At 67.0% G+C, this 25045-nt stretch carries 25 protein-coding genes; 14 read left to right on the forward strand and 11 right to left on the reverse strand.

Annotated elements, in window-relative coordinates:
• Window positions 1-17 precede the first annotated feature (17 nt).
• A complete protein-coding gene (locus AC1RT8_RS07505) occupies window positions 18-716 on the forward strand; it encodes an NAD-dependent deacylase (RefSeq protein ID WP_493074983.1) in 699 nt (232 codons plus the stop codon).
• A 26-nt stretch (window positions 717-742) separates the two neighbouring features.
• Here AC1RT8_RS07505 and era read toward each other — a convergent pair whose 3' ends face one another.
• Complete coding sequence (gene era / locus AC1RT8_RS07510) at window positions 743-1639, reverse strand: GTPase Era (protein ID WP_493074984.1); 897 nt, start codon at window positions 1637-1639, stop codon at window positions 743-745.
• Window positions 1640-1788: 149 nt separating this feature from the next.
• On the opposite strand from era, the gene AC1RT8_RS07515 reads away from it, so the two are divergent.
• From AC1RT8_RS07515 to AC1RT8_RS07525, 3 genes are all read left to right on the forward strand, one after another.
• Window positions 1789-3372 (forward strand): DUF4261 domain-containing protein, encoded by a 1584-nt coding sequence (locus AC1RT8_RS07515; protein WP_493074986.1) that lies wholly within the window; start codon window positions 1789-1791, stop codon window positions 3370-3372.
• A 76-nt stretch (window positions 3373-3448) separates the two neighbouring features.
• Window positions 3449-3835: a ribosomal maturation YjgA family protein gene (locus AC1RT8_RS07520; protein ID WP_493074987.1), complete on the forward strand. Its 387-nt coding sequence runs from the start codon at window positions 3449-3451 to the stop codon at window positions 3833-3835.
• Window positions 3836-3918: 83 nt separating this feature from the next.
• Entirely contained in the window at window positions 3919-5094 is a 1176-nt protein-coding gene (locus AC1RT8_RS07525) for a GGDEF domain-containing protein (RefSeq protein ID WP_493074988.1), read from the forward strand.
• A 5-nt stretch (window positions 5095-5099) separates the two neighbouring features.
• On the opposite strand, the gene AC1RT8_RS07530 is transcribed toward AC1RT8_RS07525, so the two are convergent.
• The 3 genes from AC1RT8_RS07530 to lepB form a co-directional block, all read right to left on the reverse strand.
• On the reverse strand, window positions 5100-5426 hold the full coding sequence (locus tag AC1RT8_RS07530) for a PilZ domain-containing protein (RefSeq protein WP_493074989.1): 327 nt from the start codon (window positions 5424-5426) through the stop codon (window positions 5100-5102).
• Between the two features lie 454 nt (window positions 5427-5880).
• Window positions 5881-6552 carry a ribonuclease III gene (gene rnc, locus AC1RT8_RS07535; protein ID WP_493074990.1) on the reverse strand — a complete coding sequence of 224 codons (672 nt, stop codon included), beginning with the start codon at window positions 6550-6552 and terminating at the stop codon, window positions 5881-5883.
• On the reverse strand, window positions 6549-7394 hold the full coding sequence (gene lepB / locus AC1RT8_RS07540; protein ID WP_493075564.1) for a signal peptidase I: 846 nt from the start codon (window positions 7392-7394) through the stop codon (window positions 6549-6551). The genes rnc and lepB overlap by 4 nt, the downstream gene beginning before the upstream one ends.
• A gap of 203 nt (window positions 7395-7597) precedes the next feature.
• Between lepB and pgi the strand changes: the two genes are divergently transcribed.
• From pgi to AC1RT8_RS07560, 4 genes are all read left to right on the forward strand, one after another.
• Window positions 7598-9112 carry a glucose-6-phosphate isomerase gene (gene pgi / locus AC1RT8_RS07545; protein WP_493074991.1) on the forward strand — a complete coding sequence of 505 codons (1515 nt, stop codon included), beginning with the start codon at window positions 7598-7600 and terminating at the stop codon, window positions 9110-9112.
• A gap of 103 nt (window positions 9113-9215) precedes the next feature.
• The gene (gor, locus tag AC1RT8_RS07550) at window positions 9216-10568 is read left to right on the forward strand and encodes a glutathione-disulfide reductase (protein WP_493074992.1); all 1353 of its coding nucleotides are present in this window, start codon (window positions 9216-9218) and stop codon (window positions 10566-10568) included.
• A 35-nt stretch (window positions 10569-10603) separates the two neighbouring features.
• Window positions 10604-10849 (forward strand): type II toxin-antitoxin system ParD family antitoxin, encoded by a 246-nt coding sequence (locus AC1RT8_RS07555; RefSeq protein ID WP_372849943.1) that lies wholly within the window; start codon window positions 10604-10606, stop codon window positions 10847-10849.
• Window positions 10842-11135: a type II toxin-antitoxin system RelE/ParE family toxin gene (locus AC1RT8_RS07560; protein ID WP_372849941.1), complete on the forward strand. Its 294-nt coding sequence runs from the start codon at window positions 10842-10844 to the stop codon at window positions 11133-11135. The genes AC1RT8_RS07555 and AC1RT8_RS07560 overlap by 8 nt, the downstream gene beginning before the upstream one ends.
• Here the strand turns inward: AC1RT8_RS07560 and AC1RT8_RS07565 are convergent.
• From AC1RT8_RS07565 to acs, 5 genes are all read right to left on the reverse strand, one after another.
• A complete protein-coding gene (locus AC1RT8_RS07565) occupies window positions 11132-12196 on the reverse strand; it encodes an AbrB family transcriptional regulator (protein WP_493074993.1) in 1065 nt (354 codons plus the stop codon). The genes AC1RT8_RS07560 and AC1RT8_RS07565 overlap by 4 nt on opposite strands.
• Before the next feature lie 108 nt (window positions 12197-12304).
• Complete coding sequence (locus tag AC1RT8_RS07570) at window positions 12305-12976, reverse strand: glutathione S-transferase family protein (protein WP_493074994.1); 672 nt, start codon at window positions 12974-12976, stop codon at window positions 12305-12307.
• Window positions 12973-13443 (reverse strand): SRPBCC family protein, encoded by a 471-nt coding sequence (locus tag AC1RT8_RS07575; RefSeq protein WP_493074995.1) that lies wholly within the window; start codon window positions 13441-13443, stop codon window positions 12973-12975. Before AC1RT8_RS07575 ends, AC1RT8_RS07570 begins: the two co-directional genes overlap by 4 nt.
• Window positions 13440-13763: an ArsR/SmtB family transcription factor gene (locus AC1RT8_RS07580; RefSeq protein ID WP_493074996.1), complete on the reverse strand. Its 324-nt coding sequence runs from the start codon at window positions 13761-13763 to the stop codon at window positions 13440-13442. The genes AC1RT8_RS07575 and AC1RT8_RS07580 overlap by 4 nt, the downstream gene beginning before the upstream one ends.
• A gap of 193 nt (window positions 13764-13956) precedes the next feature.
• Window positions 13957-15897: an acetate--CoA ligase gene (gene acs, locus AC1RT8_RS07585; RefSeq protein WP_493074997.1), complete on the reverse strand. Its 1941-nt coding sequence runs from the start codon at window positions 15895-15897 to the stop codon at window positions 13957-13959.
• Between the two features lie 112 nt (window positions 15898-16009).
• On the opposite strand from acs, the gene AC1RT8_RS07590 reads away from it, so the two are divergent.
• The gene (locus AC1RT8_RS07590) at window positions 16010-17023 is read left to right on the forward strand and encodes an SDR family oxidoreductase (RefSeq protein ID WP_493074998.1); all 1014 of its coding nucleotides are present in this window, start codon (window positions 16010-16012) and stop codon (window positions 17021-17023) included.
• On the opposite strand, the gene AC1RT8_RS07595 is transcribed toward AC1RT8_RS07590, so the two are convergent.
• Window positions 17020-17934 carry a DMT family transporter gene (locus tag AC1RT8_RS07595; protein WP_493074999.1) on the reverse strand — a complete coding sequence of 305 codons (915 nt, stop codon included), beginning with the start codon at window positions 17932-17934 and terminating at the stop codon, window positions 17020-17022. The genes AC1RT8_RS07590 and AC1RT8_RS07595 overlap by 4 nt on opposite strands.
• Before the next feature lie 48 nt (window positions 17935-17982).
• A complete protein-coding gene (locus tag AC1RT8_RS07600; RefSeq protein ID WP_493075000.1) occupies window positions 17983-19371 on the reverse strand; it encodes a helix-turn-helix domain-containing protein in 1389 nt (462 codons plus the stop codon).
• Between the two features lie 145 nt (window positions 19372-19516).
• Here AC1RT8_RS07600 and AC1RT8_RS07605 point away from each other — a divergent pair, with 145 nt between their 5' ends.
• From AC1RT8_RS07605 to scpA, 5 genes are all read left to right on the forward strand, one after another.
• Entirely contained in the window at window positions 19517-21043 is a 1527-nt protein-coding gene (locus AC1RT8_RS07605; protein WP_493075001.1) for an acyl-CoA carboxylase subunit beta, read from the forward strand.
• A 67-nt stretch (window positions 21044-21110) separates the two neighbouring features.
• Window positions 21111-21647, forward strand: a complete 537-nt coding sequence (locus AC1RT8_RS07610; protein WP_493075002.1) for a hypothetical protein — start codon at window positions 21111-21113, stop codon at window positions 21645-21647.
• Complete coding sequence (gene mce, locus AC1RT8_RS07615) at window positions 21644-22063, forward strand: methylmalonyl-CoA epimerase (RefSeq protein WP_493075003.1); 420 nt, start codon at window positions 21644-21646, stop codon at window positions 22061-22063. The genes AC1RT8_RS07610 and mce overlap by 4 nt, the downstream gene beginning before the upstream one ends.
• Window positions 22063-22845, forward strand: coding sequence for an enoyl-CoA hydratase-related protein (locus AC1RT8_RS07620; protein WP_493075004.1), 783 nt, complete (start codon window positions 22063-22065; stop codon window positions 22843-22845). Before mce ends, AC1RT8_RS07620 begins: the two co-directional genes overlap by 1 nt.
• Window positions 22846-22849: 4 nt before the next feature.
• Entirely contained in the window at window positions 22850-24991 is a 2142-nt protein-coding gene (gene scpA / locus AC1RT8_RS07625) for a methylmalonyl-CoA mutase (protein ID WP_493075005.1), read from the forward strand.
• The last annotated feature ends 54 nt before the right edge of the window (window positions 24992-25045 follow it).

Raw genomic sequence — 25045 nt, forward strand, 5'->3', positions numbered from 1 at the left:
GGACTATCATCGAGGTCATGAGCGACATCCGAAACCTGGTGATTCTGACTGGCGCCGGCATCTCCGCCGAGAGCGGGCTGGCGACCTTTCGCGGGCCGGGCGGGCTATGGGAGGGGCACCGGGTCGAGGACGTGTGCACGCCTCAGGCGCTCGCGCGCGACCCCGATCTCGTCCACCGTTTCTACGACGCTCGCCGCGCGGCGCTGGGGACGGTCGAGCCCAATGCCGCGCACCGCGCGCTGGCGCGGCTCGACGCGAAATGGCCGGGCCAGCTGCTGATCGTCACCCAGAATGTCGACGACCTGCATGAGCGGGCCGGGGCCAGGCGGATGCTCCACATGCATGGCGAGCTGAATTCGGCGCTCTGCGCGGCGTGCGAAGCGCGGTTGCCCTGGACCGGCGACATGCTCCCGGGCACGCGCTGCGATGCGTGCGGCGCGCCGATGATGCGGCCCGACATCGTGTTCTTCGGGGAGATGCCGTACGAGATGGACCGGATCGAGCGGGCCCTGTCGGATGCCGACCTGTTCGTCTCGATCGGCACCTCGGGCGCGGTCTATCCCGCCGCGGGCTATGTCCAGACCGCGCGCTATCACGCGGCGAAGACGCTCGAGATGAACCTCGAGCCGTCGGCCGGCAGCGGCTATTTCCACGAGACGAGGCTGGGCGCAGCGAGCGAGCTGGTGCCGGCATGGGTGGACGAAATGCTCGCTTAAGATCCTCCCCGTGCCGGGAGGAACGATCACTCCACCCAGTCGAGGCCCATCTCGCGGTAGATATCCCGCTCGTCGTCCCAGCCGGGCTTCACCTTCACGTGCAGATAGAGATGCACAGGCTTGCCCATGATATTGCTCAGCTCGGCCCGCGCCCGCGCGCCGATCTCCTTGATCCGCGCGCCGCCCTTGCCCAGCACGATCGCGCGCTGGGTCGGGCGTTCGACCAGGATCTGCTGGTGGATCTCGACCGATCCGTCCTCGCGTTCCTTATACTGCTCGGTCTCGATCGCGCTGGCATAAGGGAGCTCCGCATGGAGCTGCAGATAGAGCTGCTCGCGCGTCACCTCGGAGGCGAGGCTGCGTTCCGTCGCGTCGGACACCTGGTCCTCGGGGAAATGCCAGGGCCCCTCGGGCATTGCCCTGGCCAGCGTGCGCTTCAATTCGGGCAACCCGTCCCCGGTCGTGGCACTGACGAAGAAGGTTTCGGCGAAATCGACGATGCCGTTGAGGCGCTCGGCATGAAGCAGCAGCTTCGCCTTGTCGGCCAGATCGACCTTGTTGAGGATGAGATATTTGGGTTCCGAGCGCGACGCGATCGACTCAGCGATCGGGATCACCCTGGGGCCGAGCCCGCCCTTGGCATCGACCACCAGGGCGATCACGTCCGCGCCTTCGGTCCCGCCCCAGGCGGCGGAAACCATCGCCCGGTCGAGCCGGCGCTTGGGCTCGAAGATGCCGGGCGTGTCGACCAGCAGCAGCTGGGTTTCGCCTTCGATCGCGACGCCCATCAGCCGGGCGCGCGTGGTCTGCGCCTTGGGGCTGACGATCGCGACCTTCTGGCCGACCAGCGCGTTGACGAGGGTGGATTTGCCGGCATTGGGCGCGCCGAGCACGGCGACGAGGCCGCAATGGGGTTCAGTCATATCTACCTCAGGTGATCAACGCCCCGGCACCGGGCCGGGGCGAATGTGGAGCAAGCCCCTACACTTTTGCCCCTGGCTTGTCGAAGCCTCGCGTAACCGCATCTTAAGCGCGCTCGGCTAAGCCCTGCCTGCGCAGCGGGAGCCCAGGCGTGGCAGTCATCACCTTCAGCAGACCGGTTTCCTTCCCCACCGCGCCGCTGCGCGAATTGCTGCAGAAGCATTTGCCCCTGTTCAAATGGCAATGCGGCGAACAGGATATGGGCGGTGCGAAGGAGATGGGCCGCTTCCTCGATCACATGCTGATCGTCGGCCGCTCGCCCGACACCGCGATCTTCACCGAATTGCGCAGCGTGGAGGCGAAGCTCCCCGGCCCGGCGCCGCAGCATGTCTGGCATTTGCAGGTCGGCGCCCCGACCACCGACATCTCCACCATCGCCGACCGCGTCACGCTGATCATCTGCATGACCGTGATGATCCTCGACGAGCATGACGCGATGTGCCAGCTCCGCCCGGGCGGCAACTGGCTCGGCCCGCACGACCTGCTGCGCGTGTTCAAGGTGATACTCGCCGGCGAATCCATCTCGGTCGCGGATGGGTTGGGCGTTCCGCCCGGCCATTTCGGTGCCGCGCCGGCCGCCCCCCAGGCGCCGACGATCGGCCGCGATCCGCCGCGCGACGTCACCGAACGCATGCTCGCGCCGTTGGTGCTGATGCTCGAGCGTAACCTCCAGCCGGACTGGCCGACGATCGAGCGCTTCGCCCGCGAGCTGGACCCGGACGGCGACTGGCGCCATCGCACCATGCCGGATGCCGACGTCTTGTTCGGGCGCGGTGTGCGGGTGATGGTCGATACCAGGGACGAGCCCCTCCCGCCCTTCGTCTATGAGGAAGGTTATAGCCGCAGCTTCTGGTTCAAGGGCGACAAGGGCGCCGTCGCAGCACATCGCCGCCACACGACGGTCGGCTGCGCGCTCGATACCAGCGCGGCGGACTGGGTGACGATCCGCCAGACCGCCAAGGTCATCACCCTGGTGACGGGCATGCTCGCGCGCCTGCCCGGCACGGTCGCCGTCTTCAATATGGATATCGGCACGATCTACGAGCCGGCGATGGTGGGCGGTTTCCTCAAGATGCTCGGACGCGACCAGCTTCCGGTGGCGCTGTGGAGCTGGAGCCAATGGCATTCGATGGCTGACGGGGATGTCAGCATGTCGACCAGCGGCCTCACCCCGTTCCTGGGCCATGAGATCGAAGCCTGGAACGCGCCGCTCACCTGCGAGGAAGTGCGGAGCCAGGCGAGCGATATCATCATCTATCTGCTCGATGCCGGGCCGACGATTGGGCATGGCGATACGGCGGGCCGGACCAGGGACGACCAGTCGATCCGCTGTTTCTTCGGCCCCGGCCGCGCCCGGCGCGACAAGCCGGTACGGGCGATGTTCCTCGAGTTCGGCGATCGCGGGGAGGTGCGCCCCCAGGCCGACCCGCCCCGATCGGCAGCGCCGGTCGACGCCGCCAGGATGGCGGCGCAGATGATCGATGGCGCGCTGGAGTCGGTGATCGCGAGCACCGGTTCCGAGCCGCTGCGCCGGTTGCTGTCGGATGTCGCGGCCGAGCGCGCCGGTCGACCCGTTCCGCCCGCCCCGCCGCCGACAACGCCGTCGCCGACAGCGTCGCCGCCGGCCGCATCGCCGCTTCGCCGGGCGGGAGGGTTCGGCCGCAAGGGGCTCTGACACCCGGGGGTTTCTGCGCGCGATCCAGCCCATGCCTCCATATTTTCTGGATGGGGTGCGGTGTAGTCCGGCGCCGATGACGATCCGACCGCCCCATGCCGCCGCTGCCATCGGCTTGCTCGCGATCGAGATCGCCATTGCCCTGTTCGTGCATGACGCGGTCGTGCGGCCGTTCATCGGCGACGGCCTGGCAGTGATGCTGATCTATTGCGCGCTGCGGGCCCTGACGCCGCTGAGGGTGCGGGCGGCGGTTGCCGCTGCCCTGGCGACGGCCTTCGCCATCGAGCTCGGCCAGCTCGTCGGCGTGCTCGATCTGCTCGGGTTGCGCGCCAACCGGTTCGCGGCGGTGCTGCTCGGCACCGGCTTCGATCCGATGGATTTCGCCGCCTATATCGGTGGTGCGCTGTGTGTCGTGGCGGCCGGGGCGATGCCTTCATTCCGGATGCAACAGCGGCGCACCTAAGGCCTATCCCTTAAGCAATTCTTGCCCGTTGTTAACGAATTGGGCGCAGTATCGGCCTCGATCACAATGAAACGAGGCAGAACGTGGCGACGACGCGGGATGGGATATGGATCCTTCCGTCGGGCAAGGCGATGATGGCCATCGAGAGCGGATTCGATCTTCTGACGCGCCCGGATGCGCCTCTGGACCGCGATCTGCGGCCGGAGCTGGTCGGCACCATCCTCGGCACGATCGGCATGATGACCTTCGGCGCGGTCTGCGTCGTGCTGACCATTCTTCTCTATGCCTGGCTGGCGGATGCGACGACAGGCCTGGCCCTGCTGCTGGTGGCGGGCGTCGGGCTGGCGGCGCGGCTTTCGGTGCTGGCGCGGGCGGGTCGCGCGACCGCCGCGGCCGAGCGGTGCGAGGCGGAGCGCGGGGTGATCGCCACCGGCCTGGCCTGGGCCGCCATCGTCGGCATCACCGGATCGGCCTGCGCGCTGACCGGCGACACCATCCTGCTGACGCTTTCCGCGCTGGTCGTCACCGGCCTCACCTTCGGCATGGCCTTCGCCAATGCCGGCGCGCCGATGTTCGCCCGGGTGCAGGTCGCCATCACCCTGACGCCGTTCATGCTCGCCATCGCCTTTTCGGGCGTGCCCGGCATCCGGCTGGTCGCGCTGCAGGGGCCGTTATGGCTGGTCGGCATTTTCGGCATCATCGGGCGCAGCCACCGGCTGCTCGCCGAACTGGCCCGGTCGCACCGCACCAATCGTGAACTCGCGTTCAGCGATTCCCTGACGGGTCTCGCGAACCGCGCCCGGATCATGGAGACGCTCGCCGCGCGCTGCGCCATGCCCGCCCCGCAGGATATCCGGTCGACCTATCTGCTCTATGTCGATCTGGACGGGTTCAAGGCGGTCAACGACAATTACGGGCACGGCGCGGGCGATCATTTGCTGTGCGAGATGGCGGTACGCTTTCGCGCGGTGGTGCGCTCCGGTGATATCATCGGGCGGATCGGCGGGGACGAGTTCATCATCCTCCTCGTCGATGTGACCGAGGCGCAGATCAGGTCGGTGGCCGAACGGCTGGTCATCGCCGCCGGGCTGCCGATCGACCTGGTCGGGGCGCCGGCGAGGGTGCAGATCGGCGCCAGCGTGGGCGGCGCCCGCATCGTGCCGCGCGATCCGCAGCGATCGATCCAGGCGGCCGACGCGATGCTCTACCGCGCCAAGCAGGAGGGCAAGGGCAGGCCGTGCCTCGCGGGGCTGGGCTGAGGGCCTCAGGAAAGGGTGAACTTGCGCATCGTCTCGCGCGGCAGAATGTCGTCGAAGCGGCAGCCGATCCGCCCTTCCGAGCACCAGATCACCGTCGCCGCCAGCGGCAGGCCGCCATTCAGCCTCAGCCACAGCCGTTCGCCCGGGGGATGCTCCACCGGGGACAGGAGCCGGCAGCCATAGGTCGATACGTCGCACAGAATGGCATCCGAAGGTTTCCTGCGGTGCGCCCGCGCGGTCGCGCGGGTGATCTGCACGGGATGGCGGGGCTCGGCGCGCCGGTCGAGCGACGCCGCTTGCACGGTGCGATATTGGGTTGCCCTGGAAGCCATGATTTCCCCGCCCTGCCCAAGGGGATAAGGCTGTATCGGTGAGCAAATCGTTAAGGGCGGCGGGCGCGCCGCCGGCCCCTTCGATTCAAGCGGGGGCGGTGCCTCGCTATCCTGGACCACAGCCTCCTCGCCGTGACGTCGCGACTGTTCCGGTAGAGGCGAGTAACGAGCAGGAAGCGATATGCGCGCGATGAAGAGCCTCAATACCAGCCGACCGATTCTCATAAATCGGGAAATGTTCGTCGATTTTCTGGAGGTGTTCGTTCGCCTGCCTGATGACGAACCATGTTGGAGCAAGCGCGGATCGCGGACGAATAGGGATCCTGTTCATGGATTCCCAAAGACCATCGTCAAAAAATCGAGGTCGATGTTGGCTGGCAAAAATCGCGTTTTTCTATCGGATCGACAGTATCGCGCCACCGGCTTTACTTGCATCGTTGCGGGTTCAACCCCGTCAGCTCCCCAGCTTCTCCAGCAGCGCCGCGGCCGCCGCGGTTTCGGCCTCCTGCTTGGAGCTTCCCGTCGCGGTCGCCTCGGCCAGCGTGCCGATCGAGGCTTTCACCGTGAAGCGCGGCGCATGGTGCGGGCCGGACCGCTCGACCACCTCATAAGCGGGCGTGCGCCGGTTGTTCGCCGCCGCCCATTCCTGCAGTGCCGATTTCGGGTGCTGCGGCGCTGCCGACCCCTGAGTCTTCACCCGGTCGCCCCAGGCCTTGCGGATCGCCGTGCGTGCCGGCTCCAGCCCCGCATCGAGATAGAGCGCGCCGATCAGCGCCTCCATCACGTCGCCCAGCACATTGTCGCTGTCCGCCGCGCCGTCGTCTCGCGCCTGCTTGCCGAGCTTGAGCTGCGTGCTCACGCCGATACCGCGCGCCACGTCGGCACAGACCGCGCCCGTCACCAACGCGTTCAGCCGCTTCGACAGCGCGCCTTCGGGCTCGCCCGGAAAGGTTTCGAACAGCCATTCGGCCATGACGAGGCCGAGCACCCGGTCGCCGAGGAACTCGAGCCGCTCGTAATTCGCCGCCGCCTGGCTGCCATGGGTCAGCGCGCGTTCGTACCCGGCCAGGTCGCGGGGCTTGTGGCCGAAACTTTCCTTGATCCAGTCGGAGAGCGCCCCGCTCAAAAGCCTTCCCCGATCCTCGACCAGCGCGCCGCGGTGAACCAGGTCCAGGGCAGGAGCCAGCTAGCCGAGCCGTCGGTGGAGAAGAAGCTGACCACCGCCTTGCCCTCGATCCGGTCCATCGGGACATAGCCCATGCCCGCCGGCGGATCGAAGCGGCTGTCGCCGCTGTCGTCGCGATTGTCGCCCATCACGAACACGGTGCCCGTCGGCACCGAATAGACCTGGGTCTCGTCCGCCGAGACATTCTCGCCCCGGTCGAGCACCATATAGGACTTGCCGTTGGGCAGGGTCTCGCGGAACTGCTGGTAGCGGCAGATCGGCTTGCCCTTGGCGTCATTGTCGAGGAATTCGGCCGGACATTCGCTGCCCGCCGGATAATTGGGCGTGATCGGCAAGGTGAAATCCGCCACGCGCTCCTTGGGAATCGCGGTGCCGTTCAGGATCAGCTGGCCATGGCGCATCTGGATCGTGTCGCCTGGCAGGCCGATCACACGCTTGATCACGTCATGGTCGCCGGTCGGCGCGCGGAACACGACAACGTCGCCCCGCGCCGGATCGCGGCCGAAGATGCGGCCGGGGATCAGCGGCACGCTCAGCGGCAGCGAGTGGCGCGAATAGCCGTAATTCCATTTCGACACGAACAGATAGTCGCCGATATAGAGCCGCGGCAGCATCGATTGCGACGGGATGTTGAACGGCGAGAAGACGAAGCTGCGGAAGATCAGCACCGCGATGACCAGCTTCACCAGGAAGAAGATCGTGTCGCGCGTCTCCGAACGCGGCTTTGCCGCCTCTATGGTCGCGCCGGGTTCGGGCGCGGCGGCGGGGTCGGATGCGGGCATGTCTTCGGTATCGGCCATGCGCGGCGGTTTGCGGTGGCAGCGGCGGGGCGTCAAGCCAAGCCGTCGTGAACGGTGGTTTGGAGCGGGACAGATGGGATGGCGCAGAAGGTGGAGAAGGCGGGTGATGGATGGTTTGCCGGTTCGAGGTGGCATATTGGCCGGCGCGCGCTTACCTCACGCGGACGATTAGCGGAGATGTTTCCATGCCTGCCGACTGGACCTCGATCGAAGCCTTGCCCTCGCCCAGGCTTGAGACCCTGTTCGCCGATGATCCGGATCGGCTGAAGAAACTCAGCCTCGACGTTGCCGGCCTGCATTTCGACTGGTCCAAGACTCATCTGACCCCCGAGGCGATCGCGGCGTTCGAGGCACTGGCCAAGGCGCAGGGCCTTGCGGCCAAGCGCGAGGCGCTGTTCGCGGGCGAGATCGTCAACGTCACCGAGGGTCGCGCCGCCACCCACACCGCGGAGCGCGGCGAGGGCAAGCCGGAGGATGTCGGCCTCGCCCAGGCGCTCCACGCCCGCATGCGCGCGCTGATCGACGCGATCGAGGCCGAGGCGCTTGGGCCGATCCGTCATGTCCTGCATGTCGGCATCGGCGGTTCGGCGCTCGGGCCCGACCTGCTGGTCGATGCGCTTGGCCGCGAATCCGGGCGCTATGACACGGCGATCGTCTCCAATGTCGATGGCGTCGCGCTCGAGGAAGCGTTCGGCCGTTTCGATCCGGCCGCGACCCTGCTGGTCGTCGCGTCCAAGACCTTCACCACGACCGAGACCATGCTCAACGCGGAGAGCGTGCTCGAATGGATGCAGGAAGGCGGGGTCGAGGACCCCTATGGCCGAGTCGTCGCGCTGACCGCCTCGCCCGACAAGGCGGTCGAATGGGGCGTGGACGAGACGCGGGTGCTGCCCTTCATGGAATCGGTTGGCGGGCGCTATTCGCTCTGGTCGTCGATCGGCTTCCCCGCCGCGCTCGCTTTGGGCTGGGACTGTTTCGAGGAGCTGCTCGACGGCGCCGCCGAAATGGACCGCCATTTCCGCCTCGCGTCGCTGAGCGAGAATGCCCCGGCGCTCGCTGCCTTTGCCGATCTCTATTACACGCAGGTTCGCCACGCCGAGACGCGTGCCACCTTCGCCTATGACGAACGGCTCCGGCTGCTGCCCTCCTATCTCCAGCAGCTCGAGATGGAATCGAACGGCAAGGGCGTGACGGTCGACGGCAAGCCGCTCGGCCGGCCGAGCGCGGCGATCACCTGGGGCGGCGTCGGCACCGACGCGCAGCATGCGGTGTTCCAGCTGCTCCACCAGGGTACGCATCTCGTGCCGGTCGAGTTCGTCGCGGTGATCGAACCCGGAGACAGTCTCGCCGATGATCATCATCGGCAGCTGCTGCTCAACGCCTTTGCGCAAGGCGCGGCCCTGATGAAGGGCCGCGCCAACGACAAGGATCCGGCACGCAGCTATTCGGGCGACCGGCCCAGCTCGACCATATTGCTCGACGTGCTCGACGCCCGCACGCTCGGCGCATTGATCGCCTTTTACGAGCAGCGCGTGTTCGTGAACGCCACGCTGCTCGGCATCAACCCGTTCGACCAGTTCGGGGTGGAGCTCGGCAAGGAAATGGCCAAGGCAGCGGGCGCCAGTCTGGAAGAGGGGGGCGGGCAGAAGTTCGACGTCTCGACCGAGGACCTGATCAAGCGGGCCTTCGGGGACCAATAGAACGTCATGCCGGACTTGTTCCGGCATCCACCGTGCAGCAACGCATGGCGGTCATTGTGGAAGAATGGACCCCGGAACAAGTCCGGGGTGACGAGGAACTGAGATGTCCGAGACCTACGACTACGACCTTTTCGTCATCGGCGCCGGCTCCGGCGGCGTCCGCGCGTCGCGCGTCGCAGCGGCGCACGGCGCCAAGGTCGCGGTTGCCGAGGAATATCGCGTCGGCGGCACCTGCGTGATCCGCGGCTGCGTGCCCAAGAAGCTGCTCGTCTATGGTGCGCATTTCGCCGAGGATCTGGCCGATGCCCGCCGCTTCGGCTGGAACGTGCCGGATGATTGCGCCTTCGACTGGAAGATACTGATCAAGAACGTGCTCGACGAGGTCGACCGGATCAACGGCGCCTATACCGACACGCTGAGCAACAATGGCGTCGAGATCATCCATGAGCGCGCGACGGTCACCGGCCCGCACGGCATCCGGCTCGCAAGCGGGCGCGAGGTCACCGCTAAGACCATCCTGGTCGCAACCGGCGCCACGCCGTCGGTGCCGAAATGCCCCGGCCATGAATATGGCATCACCTCGAACGAGGCCTTCCATCTCGAAGCGGTGCCGAAGCGCATCCTGATCGCCGGCGCCGGCTATATCGCCAACGAGTTCGCCGGCATCTTCCATCAGTTCGGCGCGCATGTGACCCTGATCAACCGCACCGACGTGATCCTGCGCGGTTATGACGAGCAGATCCGCGACCGGCTGCTTCAGATCTCGATGATGAAGGGGCTCGAATTCCGCTTCCATGCCGATTTCCAGGGCATCGAGAAGATGGACGATGGTTGCCTGAAGGTCAGCATGTCGGGCCATGAGCCGATCATCGTCGATTGCGTGATGTTCGCGACCGGGCGCGACCCCAACACCGCCGACCTCGGCCTCGAAACGGCCGGCGTCGAGCTCGATCCCAAGGGCGCGATCGTGGTCGACGACGACAACCGATCGACCTGCGACAGCATCTTTGCGGTGGGCGACGTGACCAACCGCATCCAGCTCACCCCGATCGCGATCCGCGAGGGCCAGGCCTTTGCCGATACGATGTTCGGCAACAAGCCGACCCGGGTCGATTACGAGAACGTCCCCTCGGCGGTGTTCAGCCATCCGCCGATGGCGGGCGTCGGCCTCACCGAGAGCCAGGCGAAGATGAAGTTCGGATCGGTCAAGGTCTATACGTCCGACTTCCGCCCGATGAAGAACGTGCTGGCCGGCCGCAACGAACGGTCGCTCTACAAGATGGTCTGCGACAGCGAGACGGACAAGATTCTGGGGCTTCACATGATCGGCCCGGATGCGCCCGAAATCCTCCAGGCAGCCGCAGTCGCGGTGAAGGCGGGCCTGACCAAGGCGGCGTTCGACCAGACCGTGGCGCTGCACCCGACCATGGCGGAGGAGCTGGTGTTGCTGCGCTGAGTCGACAAATCCGCGCGAATCTGTAGGATGACCCGATGGCACAGGTGAACATCTCGCTCCCCGATGGGCTCAAGAGCTGGGTCGACCAGCTCGTGGCATCAGGCAGCTATTCGAGCGCCAGCGATTATGTGCGCGATCTCATCCGTCGCGATGAGCGGAACGCGGCGGATTTGGCCGAGCTGCAGGCAATGATCGATTCCGGCATCGCGTCGGGAATCGACCCGCGCGATCCGTCAGAGATCATTGAGGCGATCATCGCCAAACACCGCGCCGATGCTTGATCTTCGCATCACCGGCGATGCCGGCGATGATCTCGATACGATCTGGCGATATACGCGGGAACGCTACGGCGGTGATGCTGCCGACACCTATCTGCGCGGCTTCAACGAGTTGTTCGTTCTGCTGCGCGAGCGCCCGGAGGCGGGCGCCGTAGTCCCCGGTGTGCGCCCGGAGACGCGGAGCTTCGGCTATCGGCGCCACCGCGCTTATTATCGCATCACGGAGCATCGCGTGGAGATCGTCCGTATCGCCCACAAGGCGCAGAACGCGGGCCTGTTCTTCGACTAGGCCGCACTTCCCTGTCGCCTGACCGCGAACTTCGCCAGTGCCGGGCCGAGGATCACGCAGGCGAAGAAACGCAGTGCCTGGAGCGCCATCACATAAGGCACGTCGACCTTGGTCGAAGCAGCGATGATCGCGACTGAATCCATGCCGCCCGGGCTGGTCGCGAGATACGCAGTGATCGGGTCGACGCCGCCGAAATGCGCGAGCAGGAAGCCGATGCCGGCCGAGATGCCGATCAGCAACAGGATCGACAGCAGGATGCGGGGCAGGACGCGCGCCGCTGCCCTGACGATCTCGCGAGTGAAGTGCAAGCCGATGCGCCAGCCGACGATCGCGTAGCTCGCCGCGAGCAGCCAGCCCGGCAGGTCGAACCGGACCAGCCCGGCGATATTGAGCACCGAGCCGAGCAGCATCGCGCCGATCATCGGTCCCGCCGGCAGCTTGAACCGCACGCCGAGCCAGGCGCCGACCGCGGCGATGGCCAGAGTCTCGGCAAAGGCGACAAGGTCGATGGGCGGAAACCAGTCGGCGGTCGGGCTCTCCATCCCGCCATGAGCGCCGACCAGCGCCGCGACCACTGAGGCCGTGCCTGCGACACACACCACGCGGCTATAGGTCATCACTGCGACCAGCCGCCATTCGGCGCCATAGGATTGCGCCATCAGCACCATCGCCGCCGCGCCGCCGGGCATGCAGCCCCAGACCGCGACGCTGCCCGGCAGCCAGCCCAGCCGCCCGACCAGCAGGCCGATGCCCACGCCGACGGAGAGAGTGGCGGCGGTGACGACGAAGAACACCGGCCAGTGATCGATCACCGTGCTGACCGTGCCGGCGTTGAACGATCCGGCGATCAGCAGCCCGACGAACGCCTGTGCCGCCTGGAAGGACAGGGGCGGGATGGTGACGCCCTGGCCGCGCGTCGCAATGAGGATCGCGGCGATCATCGGGCCGAGCAGCAGCCCCGCGGGAAGCCGCAACGCCTCGAGCATCCCGGCAAACGCCGCCGACAGCGCGAGCAGCAACGCCCAGCGGACGAGGGGCGCGCGCGCGCCGGCCTCAGCCATGCCGGCCGATCGGAGCGGTTGCGCGGGTGGGCGGGAGCATGCGAGCCTCGTACGGGGCGGGAGAGACGGCGTCCCTCTCGCCCCGTACGAAGCGCTTGTCTAGCCGGTTCAGGCGGCGACGGGTTCCTGTTCGGCGACACGGGCTCTCAGGCGATCCCAGGTCGTTGCCGCCAGGCTCGGCCGTGCATCCATCCGCTCGATCCAGGCGCGCAGCTTGGCGTGCGGGGCGAGGATAGACTGACCCTCCGCGAAGTGCGGCACGAAGACGAGGTGCGGCGCGAGCATCAGGTCGGCAAGCGACAGCGCATCGCCGGCGAGGAAGGGCTGGTCGCCGAGCAGCCGGGCGACTTCGCCCACCACTTCGGTCGCGCCTGGTACCGCGCCCGCGATCGCATCCTCATCCACCGGCATGCCGAACTGCGGCGCGATCAGGCGGGGGAAGGTCACCGCGCCGCTCAGTCGCGCGGCAAGATAGCAATCGGTGATGCCGATCAGCTGGTTCATCCGCGCGGCCTGTTTCGGATCGGCCGGGGTCAGCGGCGGCTCGGGCGCCATGCGGTCGAGATAGTCGAGGATCGCGCGCGTCTCGTAGAGGCGGAAATCGCCATGATCGAGCGTCGGGATCTTCTGGAACGGATGAATCGCGCGATATTCCGCGGCGCGATTGCCGCCCATCGGGATCGCCGCGAGCCGCCAGGGCAGGCCCTTCTCCTCGAGCGCCAGCAACGCCGTGCGGACATAGGGGCTGCCGGGAATGCCGTGAATGACGAACTCGGTCATTGAACCTTCTCCTCCGATTGCGCGCGTTCCGCGTAAAGCTGCATCAGGCCTGGCCAGCCGCTGCGGAGCTGTGCCGCGATCTTCTCGGCCGAGGGGCCGAAGCGTTCGAGATGGCGATGCTCGAGGGTGACCCGGGTCGATCCGTCGGCCTGGGGATCGAAACGCACCTCGACCTCGGTCTCGCATTCCGGATTGAAGGCGAAACTCGCATCGAGCTGCCAGGCGAGCAGCAGGCGCAGGGGCGGATCCCAGGCGAGCACCTTGCCCCATTCGGTCTCGGCCCCTTGCGCGTCGCGCTCATACCAGCGCCCGCCGGGTTGCGGCTCGATCACGATATCGACATGGGGTTGCGCGCCGACGGTCATGCCGGGCTTCCACCAGCGGCCCATCTGGCCGGCGAAGACCGCGAAGGCGCGATCGGGCTTCATCGCGACGGTGACTGACTGGACGATCGGGGCAATGCTCATTCCTTCTCCTCCTTCGCTTGTGCGTCCGCAAAAGCGGCGAAATTCTCGAGGCTGGTTTTCCAGAACTGGTCGAGCCAGTCGCGCATGGCGCCGAGCCCGCGCGGATCGATACGATAGATGCGGCGCGTGCCGGATGCGGTCTCGGTCACCAGCCCGGCCTCCTTCAGCAGCTTGAGATGCTGCGACACCGCCGGGCGCGAGACGGGCAGGCCGGCAGCGATCTCCCCCACCGCCGCCGGCGCCTGGCCGACGCGTTCGAGGATCGCCCGGCGTGTGGGATCGGCGAGCATGTCAAAGGCGTGCGCGACTCGGTTAGCCATGACTTACGGTAAGCCATGGGTTACGGATGAGTCAATGGCGACGTTCAGCTCCCATCCGTCTTCGCGATGACGCGACCCCGGCCAATGGACGCAGCTGGGAATTGTGCTCCCGCGAAGGCGGGAGCCCAGTCTGGGCTCCCGCCTTCGCGGGAGCACAATCTTTAGCTGAGGCGGATCAGATCGGAGCGGAGGTCTACTTCACCCGGTTCGCCACCAGATCATCCACCACCGCGGGATCGGCCAGCGTGCTGGTATCGCCGAGGCTGGTCACGTCACCCTCGGCGATCTTGCGCAGGATGCGGCGCATGATCTTGCCCGAGCGGGTCTTGGGCAGGCCCGGGGCGAATTGCAGCGCGTCGGGCGCGGCGATCGGGCCGATCTCGGTGCGGACCCATTTGATCAGGTCCGCGCGCAGCTCGTCAGACGCGGTCTCGCCCGAATTGAGCGTGACATAGGCGTAGATGCCCTGGCCCTTGATGTCGTGCGGCATGCCGACCACCGCTGCCTCGGCGACCTTGGGGTGAAGCACCAGTGCGGATTCCACTTCGGCGGTGCCCATGCGGTGGCCCGAGACGTTGATCACGTCGTCGACCCGGCCGGTGATCCACCAGTAACCGTCCTCGTCGCGGCGCGCGCCGTCGCCGGTGAAATATTTGCCCGGATAGGTGGTGAAATAGGTCTGGAAGAAGCGGTTATGATCGCCCCACACGGTACGCATCTGTCCCGGCCAGCTCTTCGCGATCACAAGATTGCCCTCGGTCGCGCCGTTCAGCACATTGCCTTCGGTATCGACCAGTTGCGGGTCGACGCCTGGCATTGGCCGGGTCGCGCTGCCGGGCTTCAGATCGGTCGCGCCGGGCATCGGGGCAATCATCGCGCCGCCGGTCTCGGTCTGCCACCAGGTGTCGATGATCGGGCAGCGGCCCTCGCCGACCACGTCGTGATACCAGCGCCATGCCTCGGGGTTGATCGGCTCGCCGACCGTGCCGAGCAGCTTGAGCGACGCGCGGCTGGTCTTCGTCACATAATCGTCGCCCTCCTTCATCAGCGCGCGGAGCGCCGTGGGGGCAGTGAAGATGGTGTGGACCTTGTGCCGGTCGACGATCTGCCAGATGCGGCTGGCGTCGGGCCAGGTCGGCAGGCCTTCGAACATCAGCGTGGTCGCGCCGTTCGCGAGCGGGCCGTAGAGGATATAGGAGTGGCCGGTGACCCAGCCGATATCGGCGGCGCACCACCAGATGTCTCCGGCGCGGTAATCGAACGCCAGCTCATGCGTCAGGCTCGCCCAGAGCAGGTAGCCGCCGCTGGTGTGGAGCACGCCCTTGGGCTGGCCGGTCGATCCCGAGGTATAGAGGATGAACAGCGGGTCCTCGGCGCCCATCGGCTCGGGCGGGCAGGTCGCGGCCTCGGCCTTCGCGGCTTCATGATACCAGAGGTCGCGGCCTGCGCGCATCGTCACGTCGCCGCCGGTCGCCTTCACCACGATGACGGTCTTCAGCGCCGGCGCGCGATCGGCGGCGGCATCGACATTGGCCTTCAGGGGAATGCGCTTGCCGCCACGCCGGCCCTCGTCGGCGGTGACCAGGAAGGCGCTGTCGCAATCGGTGATCCGTCCCGCCAAAGCCTCGGGCGAGAAGCCGCCGAACACCACCGAATGGATCGCCCCGATCCGCGCGCAGGCGAGGATCGCGAACGCAGCCTCGGGGATCATCGGCATATAGATGGTGACTCGGTCGCCCCTTCCGACGCCCTGCGCCTTCAGGACATTGGCGAAGCGGCAGACCTCGGCATGGAGTTCGCGATAGGTGAAGCGGCGCGGCTCCTCGCCCGGCTCGTCGGGTTCCCAGATCAGCGCGGTCTGCTCGCCGCGCTTCGCGAGATGCCGGTCGAGGCAATTGGCCGCGACGTTGAGCTTGCCGTCGGCGAACCACTGGATGTGGAAATCCTTCTCGCCGAACGACCAGTCACCGGCGATCTCGGGCCGCTTGATCCAGTCGAGCCGGCGCGCCTGCTCGAGCCAGAAGCTGCCCGGATCGGCGAGCGAACGGCCATAGAGCGTCTCATATCCGTCCGCATCGAAGCGCGCGCGCTTCGCCCATTCGGGTGGTACGGGATAGAGCGTCTGATCGGACATGGCGTTCTCCTGCGCGCCCTCTTTGCCGGGGGGCGGGGGGATTGCAAGCCCGGCTTGGCGCGACTTTGGTTTCAATGTAAAACCGGTTCTCCCATTGCAGTGGAGAGTGGTGATGACGGGCACGATCCTGGTGACGGGCGGCAGCGGCTATATAGCCGGCTATCTGATCCGGCAGCTCGCCGCCGAAGGGTGGAGGATCAACACCACGATCCGCTCGCTGACGCGCGAGGCGGAGGTGCGGGCCGCGCTCGGCGTGCCGGGATCGTCGATCCGCTTCTTCGCCGCCGACCTGATGGACGATGCCGGCTGGGCCGAGGCGGTCGCCGGGTGCAGCCATGTCGCACATGTCGCGTCGCCCTTTCCGCCCAATGCGGTGAAGGACGAGAATGAGTTGATCGTGCCGGCGCGGGAAGGTGCGCTCCGGGCTCTGCGCTTTGCGTCCGAGGCCGGGGTCGGCCGGTTCGTGATGACCTCCTCGGTGGCGGCGATCGCTTATGGGCACCCGGGCGAACGGACATATACCGAGGCGGACTGGACGAATGTCGAGGCGCCGGGCGTTGGGGCGTACGTCAAATCCAAGACCATCGCCGAACGTGCCGCGCGGGAATGGGTGGCCGCAAACGGCGGCGCGATGGAGTTCTGCACGGTCAATCCGTCCGCCGTGTTGGGGCCGCTGATGAGCGACGATTTCTCGGCCTCGATCGAATTCGTGAAGCGGCTGATCGACGGATCGATGCCGGGTTTCCCGCGCCTCGGCTTTGCGGTGGTCGACGTGCGCGACCTTGCCGATCTGCACGTCCGAGCGCTCACCGCGCCGGGCATGGCGAACGAGCGCTTCATCGGCGCGGGGCCGTTCATGACGATGAGCGAGGTGGGGGAAATCCTGCGCTCTCGGCTCGGGCCTGAAGCGGGCAAGGTACCGACGCGGCGGATTCCGGATTTCGTCCTCCGGCTGATGGCGCTGTTCGACAACAGCATCAGGCAGGTGACGGGCGAATTGGGCAGGACGCGGGCGGCCAGCTCGGACCATGCACAGGCAGTGCTTGGCTGGGTGCCGCGTCCGGCCGAGGAGTCGATCGTCGACACCGCGCGCAGCCTGATCGACCGGGGGATCGTGAAGGTCTAGGCGCGCTCCCGTCCCGCGATCGCCGAGAGCGCAATCCCCGCAACGATGAACGCCATGCCCCAGAAGTGGAAGGTGCGGAGCGCTTCGCCGAGCAGCAGGGCAGCGAGCAGCGCGCCGAACAGTGGCATCAGGGTGATCATCTGCCCGGCCCGCCCGGCGCCGATCGTGCCGACCGCGCGGTTGTAGAGGAAATAGGCGAGGATCGACGGCAGCACCGCGACATAGGCGAAGGCGCCGAAAGTGGCTGGCCGCCAGCGCACCGCGTCGTCCGTCAGCCATTCATGGACCGCGAGCGGCAGCATGGCGAGCGCGCCGATGGTGAAGGTCACGACGAGGAAGCTCAGCGGATCGACTCCGGGCCTGAGCCTGAGCAGCACGGTGTAGAGCGACCAGACCAGGCTCGCGGCGAGGACCAGCGCGTCGCCCGCGCCGAGCCGGAGATGGAGCAGGGTGTCGATATCGCCCGCGGACACGACCCAGGCGACCCCGATGGTCGAGGCGATCACGCCCAGGATCTGCAGCGCCCGCGCCCGTTCGCCGAAGAACAGGCGACCGAACAGCACGACCAGCGCCGGGATCGCCGCCTGGATCAGCATCGCATTGGTCGCGGTGGTATGGTGCAGGCCGGAATAGAGAAAGGCGTTGAACGCGGCGACGCCGAGAAGGCCGAGGACCAGCACCTCGCGCCAATGCGCACGCAGCGCTGGCGCATCGGCGCGCAGCCGTCGCCAGGCGAAGGGCATCAGGATCGTGGCCGCGCCTGCCCAGCGCACCAGCGCCAGGGTGAAGGGCGGGATATCGTCGCGTACCGCGCGCCCGACAATCGAATTGCCCGCCCAGAGCAGCATGACGATGGCGAGGAAGAGATAGGCGCTCGCCAGGGTAGAGCGCGCGGCGGGGGTGTCTTGCATGGTGTCTCCGCCGGGCCGTGAAGATCGCCGTTACTGCAGCGACACCCGCTAGACCACCCGGTACGGCACCGTGCCGCGCAGGTCCGGGTCGACCGCGATGTCCCGGTCGGCCGGCGGGAAGGCGCGCTGGTCGCAATCGTCGCGCGGACAAAGCCGGCAGGAGATGCCGATCGGGATCGGCGGCGCGGTCCGGTCGAGCGCGTCGGCATAGACGAAGTCCGCGGCGTGCTCCGCCTCGCAGCCGAGCGTCACCGCATAGCGACGCGGGTTGCGCGTGAAACTGCCCGAGGGTTTCACCAGCCCCTTGGCCATCGAGACATAGCGCACCCCATCGGGCGTCTCGGCATGCTGGACGACGATGCGATCGGGGATCGCGACCGCCTCGTGCACGATCCACAAGGGGCAGGCACCGCCGAAGCGGGCGAATTGCAGCCGCGTCGCGGAGTGGCGCTTGGTGATGTTGCCGGCCATGTCGACCCGGCAGAAATAGAAGGGGATGCCCTCCGCGCCCGGCCGCTGCAGCGTCGAGAGCCGGTGACACGCCTGTTCGAAGCTGACGCCGAACCGGCGGCACAGCCGGTCGATATCATGCCGCATCTGGCGCGCGGTGGCGCGGAACCGGGCATAGGGCATGGCTAGCGCGCCGGCGGCGTAATTGGCCAGGCCGATGCGCAGCAGGTTGCGCGCCTCCACGCTGGAAACGGAGGCGCCCTCGACGATCTCCTGGATGGTCCCGGCGAACTCGATCGCGACGAGTTGGTGCGCGATCAGGAAGCGGCGGCTCTCGGGCGGCATCGCGCCGTTGAGGGTGAGCGTGCCATGCTGGCGATCGAGCGAGCGGAGCGGTGCGGCTTCGTCGGGCGTCGCAATGGTGGTGATGCCATGGTCGGCGAGCCGGGCGATCAGGGCGGATTCCTCGGGGCCGAGTTCCTCAGCCAGAGCCTCGGCGGCGCGGTCGAGCGGGTCGACATAATTGCCGGCGATATGGAACCAGTCGCGCACTGCCTCCCACGGCATGCGCGCGCCCGCGCCGGAGATGCCGGAGGTCATGCTCTCCTCGACCATCTGCAGCCGTTCCTCCGCAGCGCGGACCGCTGCGTGGAGAGCGATGATGCGGTCGGCGATCTCGGGGCGTTCCTCGGCGAGCCGCTCGATCGCCTCGGGCGGTGGGGCGGGGGGAAGGACCGGATCGGCGAGCGCCGCGGTCAGGCCGGCCAGGCGCATGGCGGGCGCTTCGCTCTCGATCAGCGCGCCGGGGTGGCGGCGGCGCAGGGCGGCGGTCACCGAGGGGGTAAGGGGGCGATCGCCGCTTTCGAGCTGGGAAAGATAGCTGACGGAGATGCCGAGGCGAGCCGCCATCGCCGCCTGGTTGAGCCCGGCGCCGCGGCGGAGGGTGCGGAGCTGTTCTCCGGCATAGAGGCGTGGGGCGCGGGGCATCTTCTTTTTTCCTGAAGCCCCTCCCCTGAAGGAGAGGGCTTCAGAGGAGTACTTCGCAAAATCATCCTTCGCAACTTTGCAAATTCACATTTGCAAAACGCGCCGCACCTTGGAAGAGGGACCCTCCCTGCACCCGGAGTACCCCATGTCGTCGACGATCGAGGAGCTTGAGCGCCGGCGCGAGGCCGCCCGGATGGGTGGCGGCGCGAAGCGCATCGCGGCCCAGCATGCCCGCGGCAAGCTGACCGCGCGCGAGCGGATCCAGGTGCTGCTCGACGAGGGGTCGTTCGAGGAACTCGACATGTATGTCGAGCACAACTGCGTCGACTTCGGCATGCCGGAGCAGGTCGTGCCGGGCGATGGCGTGGTCACCGGATCGGGCACGATCAACGGCCGGCTGGTGTTCGTCTACAGCCAGGATTTCACCGTGTTCGGCGGCTCTCTTTCCGAGCGGCACGCGCAGAAGATCTGCAAGATCATGGACATGGCGATGAAGGTCGGCGCGCCTGTGATCGGTCTCAATGATTCGGGCGGCGCGCGCATCCAGGAGGGCGTCGCCTCGCTCGGCGGCTATGCCGAGGTGTTCCAGCGCAACGTGCTGGCGTCGGGCGTCGTCCCGCAGATTTCGCTGATCATGGGGCCGTGCGCGGGGGGCGCCGTCTATTCCCCCGCCATGACCGACTTCATCTTCATGGTGAAGGATAGCTCCTACATGTTCGTCACCGGCCCGGATGTCGTGAAGACCGTTACCAACGAGATCGTCACGCAGGAGGAACTGGGTGGAGCGGTGACGCATACCACGAAGTCGGGGGTCGCCGACGTGGCCTTTGACGACGATATCGAGGCGCTGCGCGCGGCCCGCGACTTCGTGGATTTCCTTCCCGCCTCGAACCGCGAGGCAGTGCCGGAGCGGCCGAGTTCCGACCCCTGGGACCGGATCGAGAACAGCCTCGACACGCTGGTGCCGGCGTCGGCCAACCAGCCCTACGACATGCATGAACTCGTGCGGAAGACGGTCGACGAGGGCGATTTCTTCGAAGTGCAGCCGACTCATGCGGCGAACATCATCATCGGCTTCGGCCGGATCGAGGGCCGCACCGTCGGCATCGTCGCCAACCAGCCGATGGTGCTGGCCGGCTGCCTCGACATCAACTCGTCGAAAAAGGCCGCGCGCTTCGTGCGCTTCTGCGACGCGTTCGAGATTCCGATCGTCACCTTTGTCGACGTGCCGGGTTTCCTGCCGGGCACCGCGCAGGAACTGAACGGTATCATCAAACATGGTGCCAAGCTGCTCTTCGCCTATGCCGAGGCGACCGTGCCCAAGATCACCGTGATCACGCGGAAAGCCTATGGCGGCGCCTATGACGTCATGGCGTCCAAGCATCTGCGCGGCGATCTCAACTATGCCTGGCCGACCGCCGAGATCGCGGTGATGGGCGCGAAGGGCGCGGTCGAGATCATCTTCCGCGGCAAGAGCCCGGAGGAGATCGCCGCGCGTACCGCCGAATATGAGGCGCGATTCGCCAACCCGTTCGTGGCGGCGTCGAAGGGATTCATCGACGAGGTGATCCAGCCGCATTCGACTCGCCGGCGGATCGCGCTCGGCCTACGCAAGCTGCGCGGCAAGAGCCTGGAGAATCCGTGGAAGAAGCACGACAATATTCCGCTCTGACGCGGATGGTTGCGCTTCGGGCCGGCTTGCGCGCAGGGTGGGGGCCTCAACAGACGACAGGTGATGCATGATCCTTTTCCTGACCATGGCTCTCCAGGCGGCGGTGCCGCCCGCGGCGTCCACCGCTGCCCCGGTGGCGCCCTGGACGCCCCGCATGAAGACCGACGCGGCGACCGGCCTTCAATCGGGGTCGGTTTCGGCTTCCTCGATCGAGGGCCGGGGGCGGCTGGTGGTGCGCTGCGACCGGCGCAGTGACAATGTCGTCTCGATCCAGTTCATCCCGGCCATGCCCTTTGCCGCCGCGACGCCGCGTCCGGTGTCGATCCAGGTCGATGGCGCGCCGCCGCTCGGCGCCAACTGGGATTTCCCCGGCAGCGGCACCTATGTCGCCGACGACCAGATCGTGACCACGCTCACCACCGCGATCGCGCACGCCAAGCAGATCAAGGTCCGCGTGATCGACCCGATGAACAATGTTGTCGACGCGACCTTTGCCGGCCCGCCGAGCGAAGCGCCGATCAAGCAGGTGGTCGAGGCGTGCGGCTACACCTTCGGTCAGGCCCCGGTGCGCGCGCCCGCGCCCAAGGCCGCACCGGCGCAATGATCATCGGCCGGCTCAACCATGTCGGCGTGGCGACGCCGTCGATCGCGGAGGCGATCCCCTTTTACCGCGACGTGATGGGGGCGACGACAATCCATGAGCCGTTCGACCTGCCGGCGCAGGGCGTGAAAGTGTGTTTCGTCGATACACCCAACACGCAGATCGAGCTGATCGAGCCTTATGACGCCGCCTCGCCGATCAACGGCTTCCTCGCCAAGAACCCGGCGGGCGGGCAGCATCATCTTTGCTATGAGGTGCCCGACATCCTCGAAGCCAGGGCCTGGTTCGAGGCGAAGGGCGCGCGCGTGCTGGGCGAGCCGCGCATCGGGGCGCACGGCACGCCGATCTTCTTCGTCCACCCGAAGGACATGGGCGGCGTGCTGACCGAGATCATGGAAACGCCGAAGGGGGAGCATTGATGGCCTATGAGCATATCCTGAGCGAGCGGCGGGGCGATGTGCTGGTGCTCACCTTGAACCGGCCCGAGCGGCTCAACGCCGCGCCGCCGGCCATGTTCGACGAGCTGCGCGAGGCGCTCGGCGCGCTGGACGGGGCGCGGGCGGTGCTGTTCGCCGGCGCGGGGCGCGCCTTCTGTTCGGGCGCGGATGTCGGGGGCGCTGCGCTCGGATCGGACAATCCCGGCGAGACGACCTATGAGGCGCTGACCAACCATTATAACCGGGCGATGGCCGCCATTGCCGATCTCGGCGTGCCCATGGTCAGCGCGGTGCGCGGGCCGGCGGCGGGGATCGGGTGCAGCCTCGCGCTCGCCGCCGATTTCTGCGTCGCGAGCGAGACGGCCTATTTCCTCCAGGCCTTCGTCAATATCGGCCTGGTGCCCGATGGTGGGGCGAGCTGGATGCTGCCGCGCCTGATCGGCAAGGCGCGCGCGACCGAGATGATGATGCTCGGCGAGCGCGTGCTCGCGGCCAGGGCCTATGACTGGGGCATGATCCACAAGGTTGTGGCCGACGATACGCTTGATGGAGAGGCCTTCGCACTGGCCGAGCGGCTGGCGGCCGGGCCGACGGTCGCGCTCGGCCTGATGCGCCGGGGGCTCGGCTATGCGCTGGAGGTCGACTATCCGGCCGCGATGCTGCGCGAGGCCGAGAACCAGCGCGCCGCGCGCGGCTCCGCGGATTCGATGGAAGGCGGCATTGCTTTCCTGCAGAAGCGCAAGCCGGCGTTCCGGGGGGCGTAAGACCGTGACCGATAAACCCACCCTGGACGCCTGGAGCGCCGCCGCCGCGAAGGAGGTGAAGGGCAAGGACCTGACCTGGCAGACGCCCGAGGGTATCGCGGTCAAGCCGCTCTACACTGCCGAGGATGTGGCCGATATCGACCCCGGCCTGCCGGGGTTCGCGCCCTTCACCCGCGGCGTGCGCGCATCGATGTATGCCGGGCGGCCCTGGACGATCCGGCAATATGCCGGTTTCTCCACCGCCGAGGCGTCCAACGCCTTTTACCGCCGCAACCTTGCCGCCGGGCAGAAGGGGCTGTCGGTCGCGTTCGATCTCGCCACCCATCGCGGATACGACAGCGATCATCCGCGCGTGACGGGTGACGTCGGCAAGGCCGGCGTGGCGATCGACACGATCGACGACATGAAGATCCTGTTCGACGGCATCCCGCTCGACAAGATGTCGGTCTCGATGACGATGAACGGGGCGGTGATCCCGATCCTCGCCTTCTTCATCGTCGCAGGCGAGGAGCAGGGCGTCCCTCAGGAGCAGCTGGACGGCACGATCCAGAACGACATCCTGAAGGAATTCATGGTCCGCAACACGTACATCTACCCGCCCGAGCCGAGCATGCGGATCATCTCGGACATCATCGGCTACACCTCGCGCCATATGCCGAAGTTCAACTCGATCTCGATCTCCGGCTATCACATGCAGGAAGCCGGGGCGACTCAGCTTCAGGAACTCGCCTTCACCATCGCGGACGGCCGCGAATATGCCAAGGCGGCGATGGCATCGGGGCTCGATCTCGATGCCTTTGCCGGGCGACTGTCGTTCTTCTTCGCGATCGGCATGAACTTCTTCATGGAAGTCGCCAAGCTGCGCGCGGCGCGCAAACTCTGGCACCGGGTGATGACCGATCTCGGCGCGAAGGACGAGCGCTCCAAGATGCTGCGCACGCATTGCCAGACCTCGGGCGTGTCACTGACCGAGCAGGACCCGTACAATAACGTCATCCGCACCACGATCGAGGCGATGGCCGCGATGCTTGGCGGCACCCAGTCGTTGCACACCAACGCGCTCGACGAGGCGATCGCGCTGCCGACCGATTTCTCCGCCCGCATCGCGCGCAACACGCAGATCGTGATCCAGGAAGAGACCGGCATGACTCATGTCGTCGATCCGCTCGGCGGCTCCTATTATATCGAAAGCCTGACCCAGGAGCTGTACGACAAGGCCTGGGAGATCATCGAGCGGGTCGAGGCCGAGGGCGGGATGGCCAAGGCCGTGGCAGCCGGCTGGCCCAAGGCGATGATCGAAGAGGCGTCAGCCGGGCGCGCTGCGCGGGTCGACATGGGCGAGGACGTGATCGTCGGCGTCAACAAATACAAGCTGGCCGAAGAGGATGCGATCGACATCCTCGACGTCGACAATGTCGCGGTGCGGGAATCGCAGATCGCTCGGATCAAGAGATCCAAGGCAGGCCGCGACGAGGCGAAATGCCGGGCCGCGCTCGATGCGTTGCGCGAGGGTGCGGCAGGTACTCAGAACGTCCTTGGCCTTGCCGTCGAATGCGCGCGGCAGCGGGCGACGCTCGGCGAGATCAGCCAGGCGATGGAGGATGTGTTCGGGCGCTACGGCACCAAACCAACGCCCGTATCCGGCATCTATGGCGGCGCGCATGAATTCGACCGGCGCTGGCTCGGGCTGCTGGACGGAGTGACGTCACTGACCCACCGTATGGGCCGCAAGCCGCGGCTGCTCGTCGCCAAGATGGGGCAGGACGGGCACGATCGCGGGGCGAACCTGGTGTCCTCGGCGTTCGGCGATCTCGGTTTCGAGGTGGTGCCCGGGCCGTTGTTCCAGACGCCCAAGGAAGCCGCCGACCTCGCCATCGCGTCGGATGTCGATGTGGTCGGCGCCTCGTCGCTGGCGGCGGGGCACAAGACCTTGATCCCGGAGCTGATCGGCCATCTGCGCGAGGCGGGCCGCGGCGATATCAAGGTCATCGCGGGCGGGGTTATCCCGGCGCAGGATTATCAGTATCTGCGCGATGCCGGCGTGCAGGGGATTTTCGGCCCCGGCACCAATCTGGTGAACGCGGCCGGCGAAGTGTTGAAACTGCTCGGGCATAATCTGCCCCCGATCGAGGAAGCTGCCGAATGAACCTGTTGGTTGCCACCCCCAGTCCGCTCGCTTCGAGCGAAGTCGAGAAGCCGG

This window comes from Sphingomonas sp. GW821-FHT10F11 (assembly GCF_058809095.1).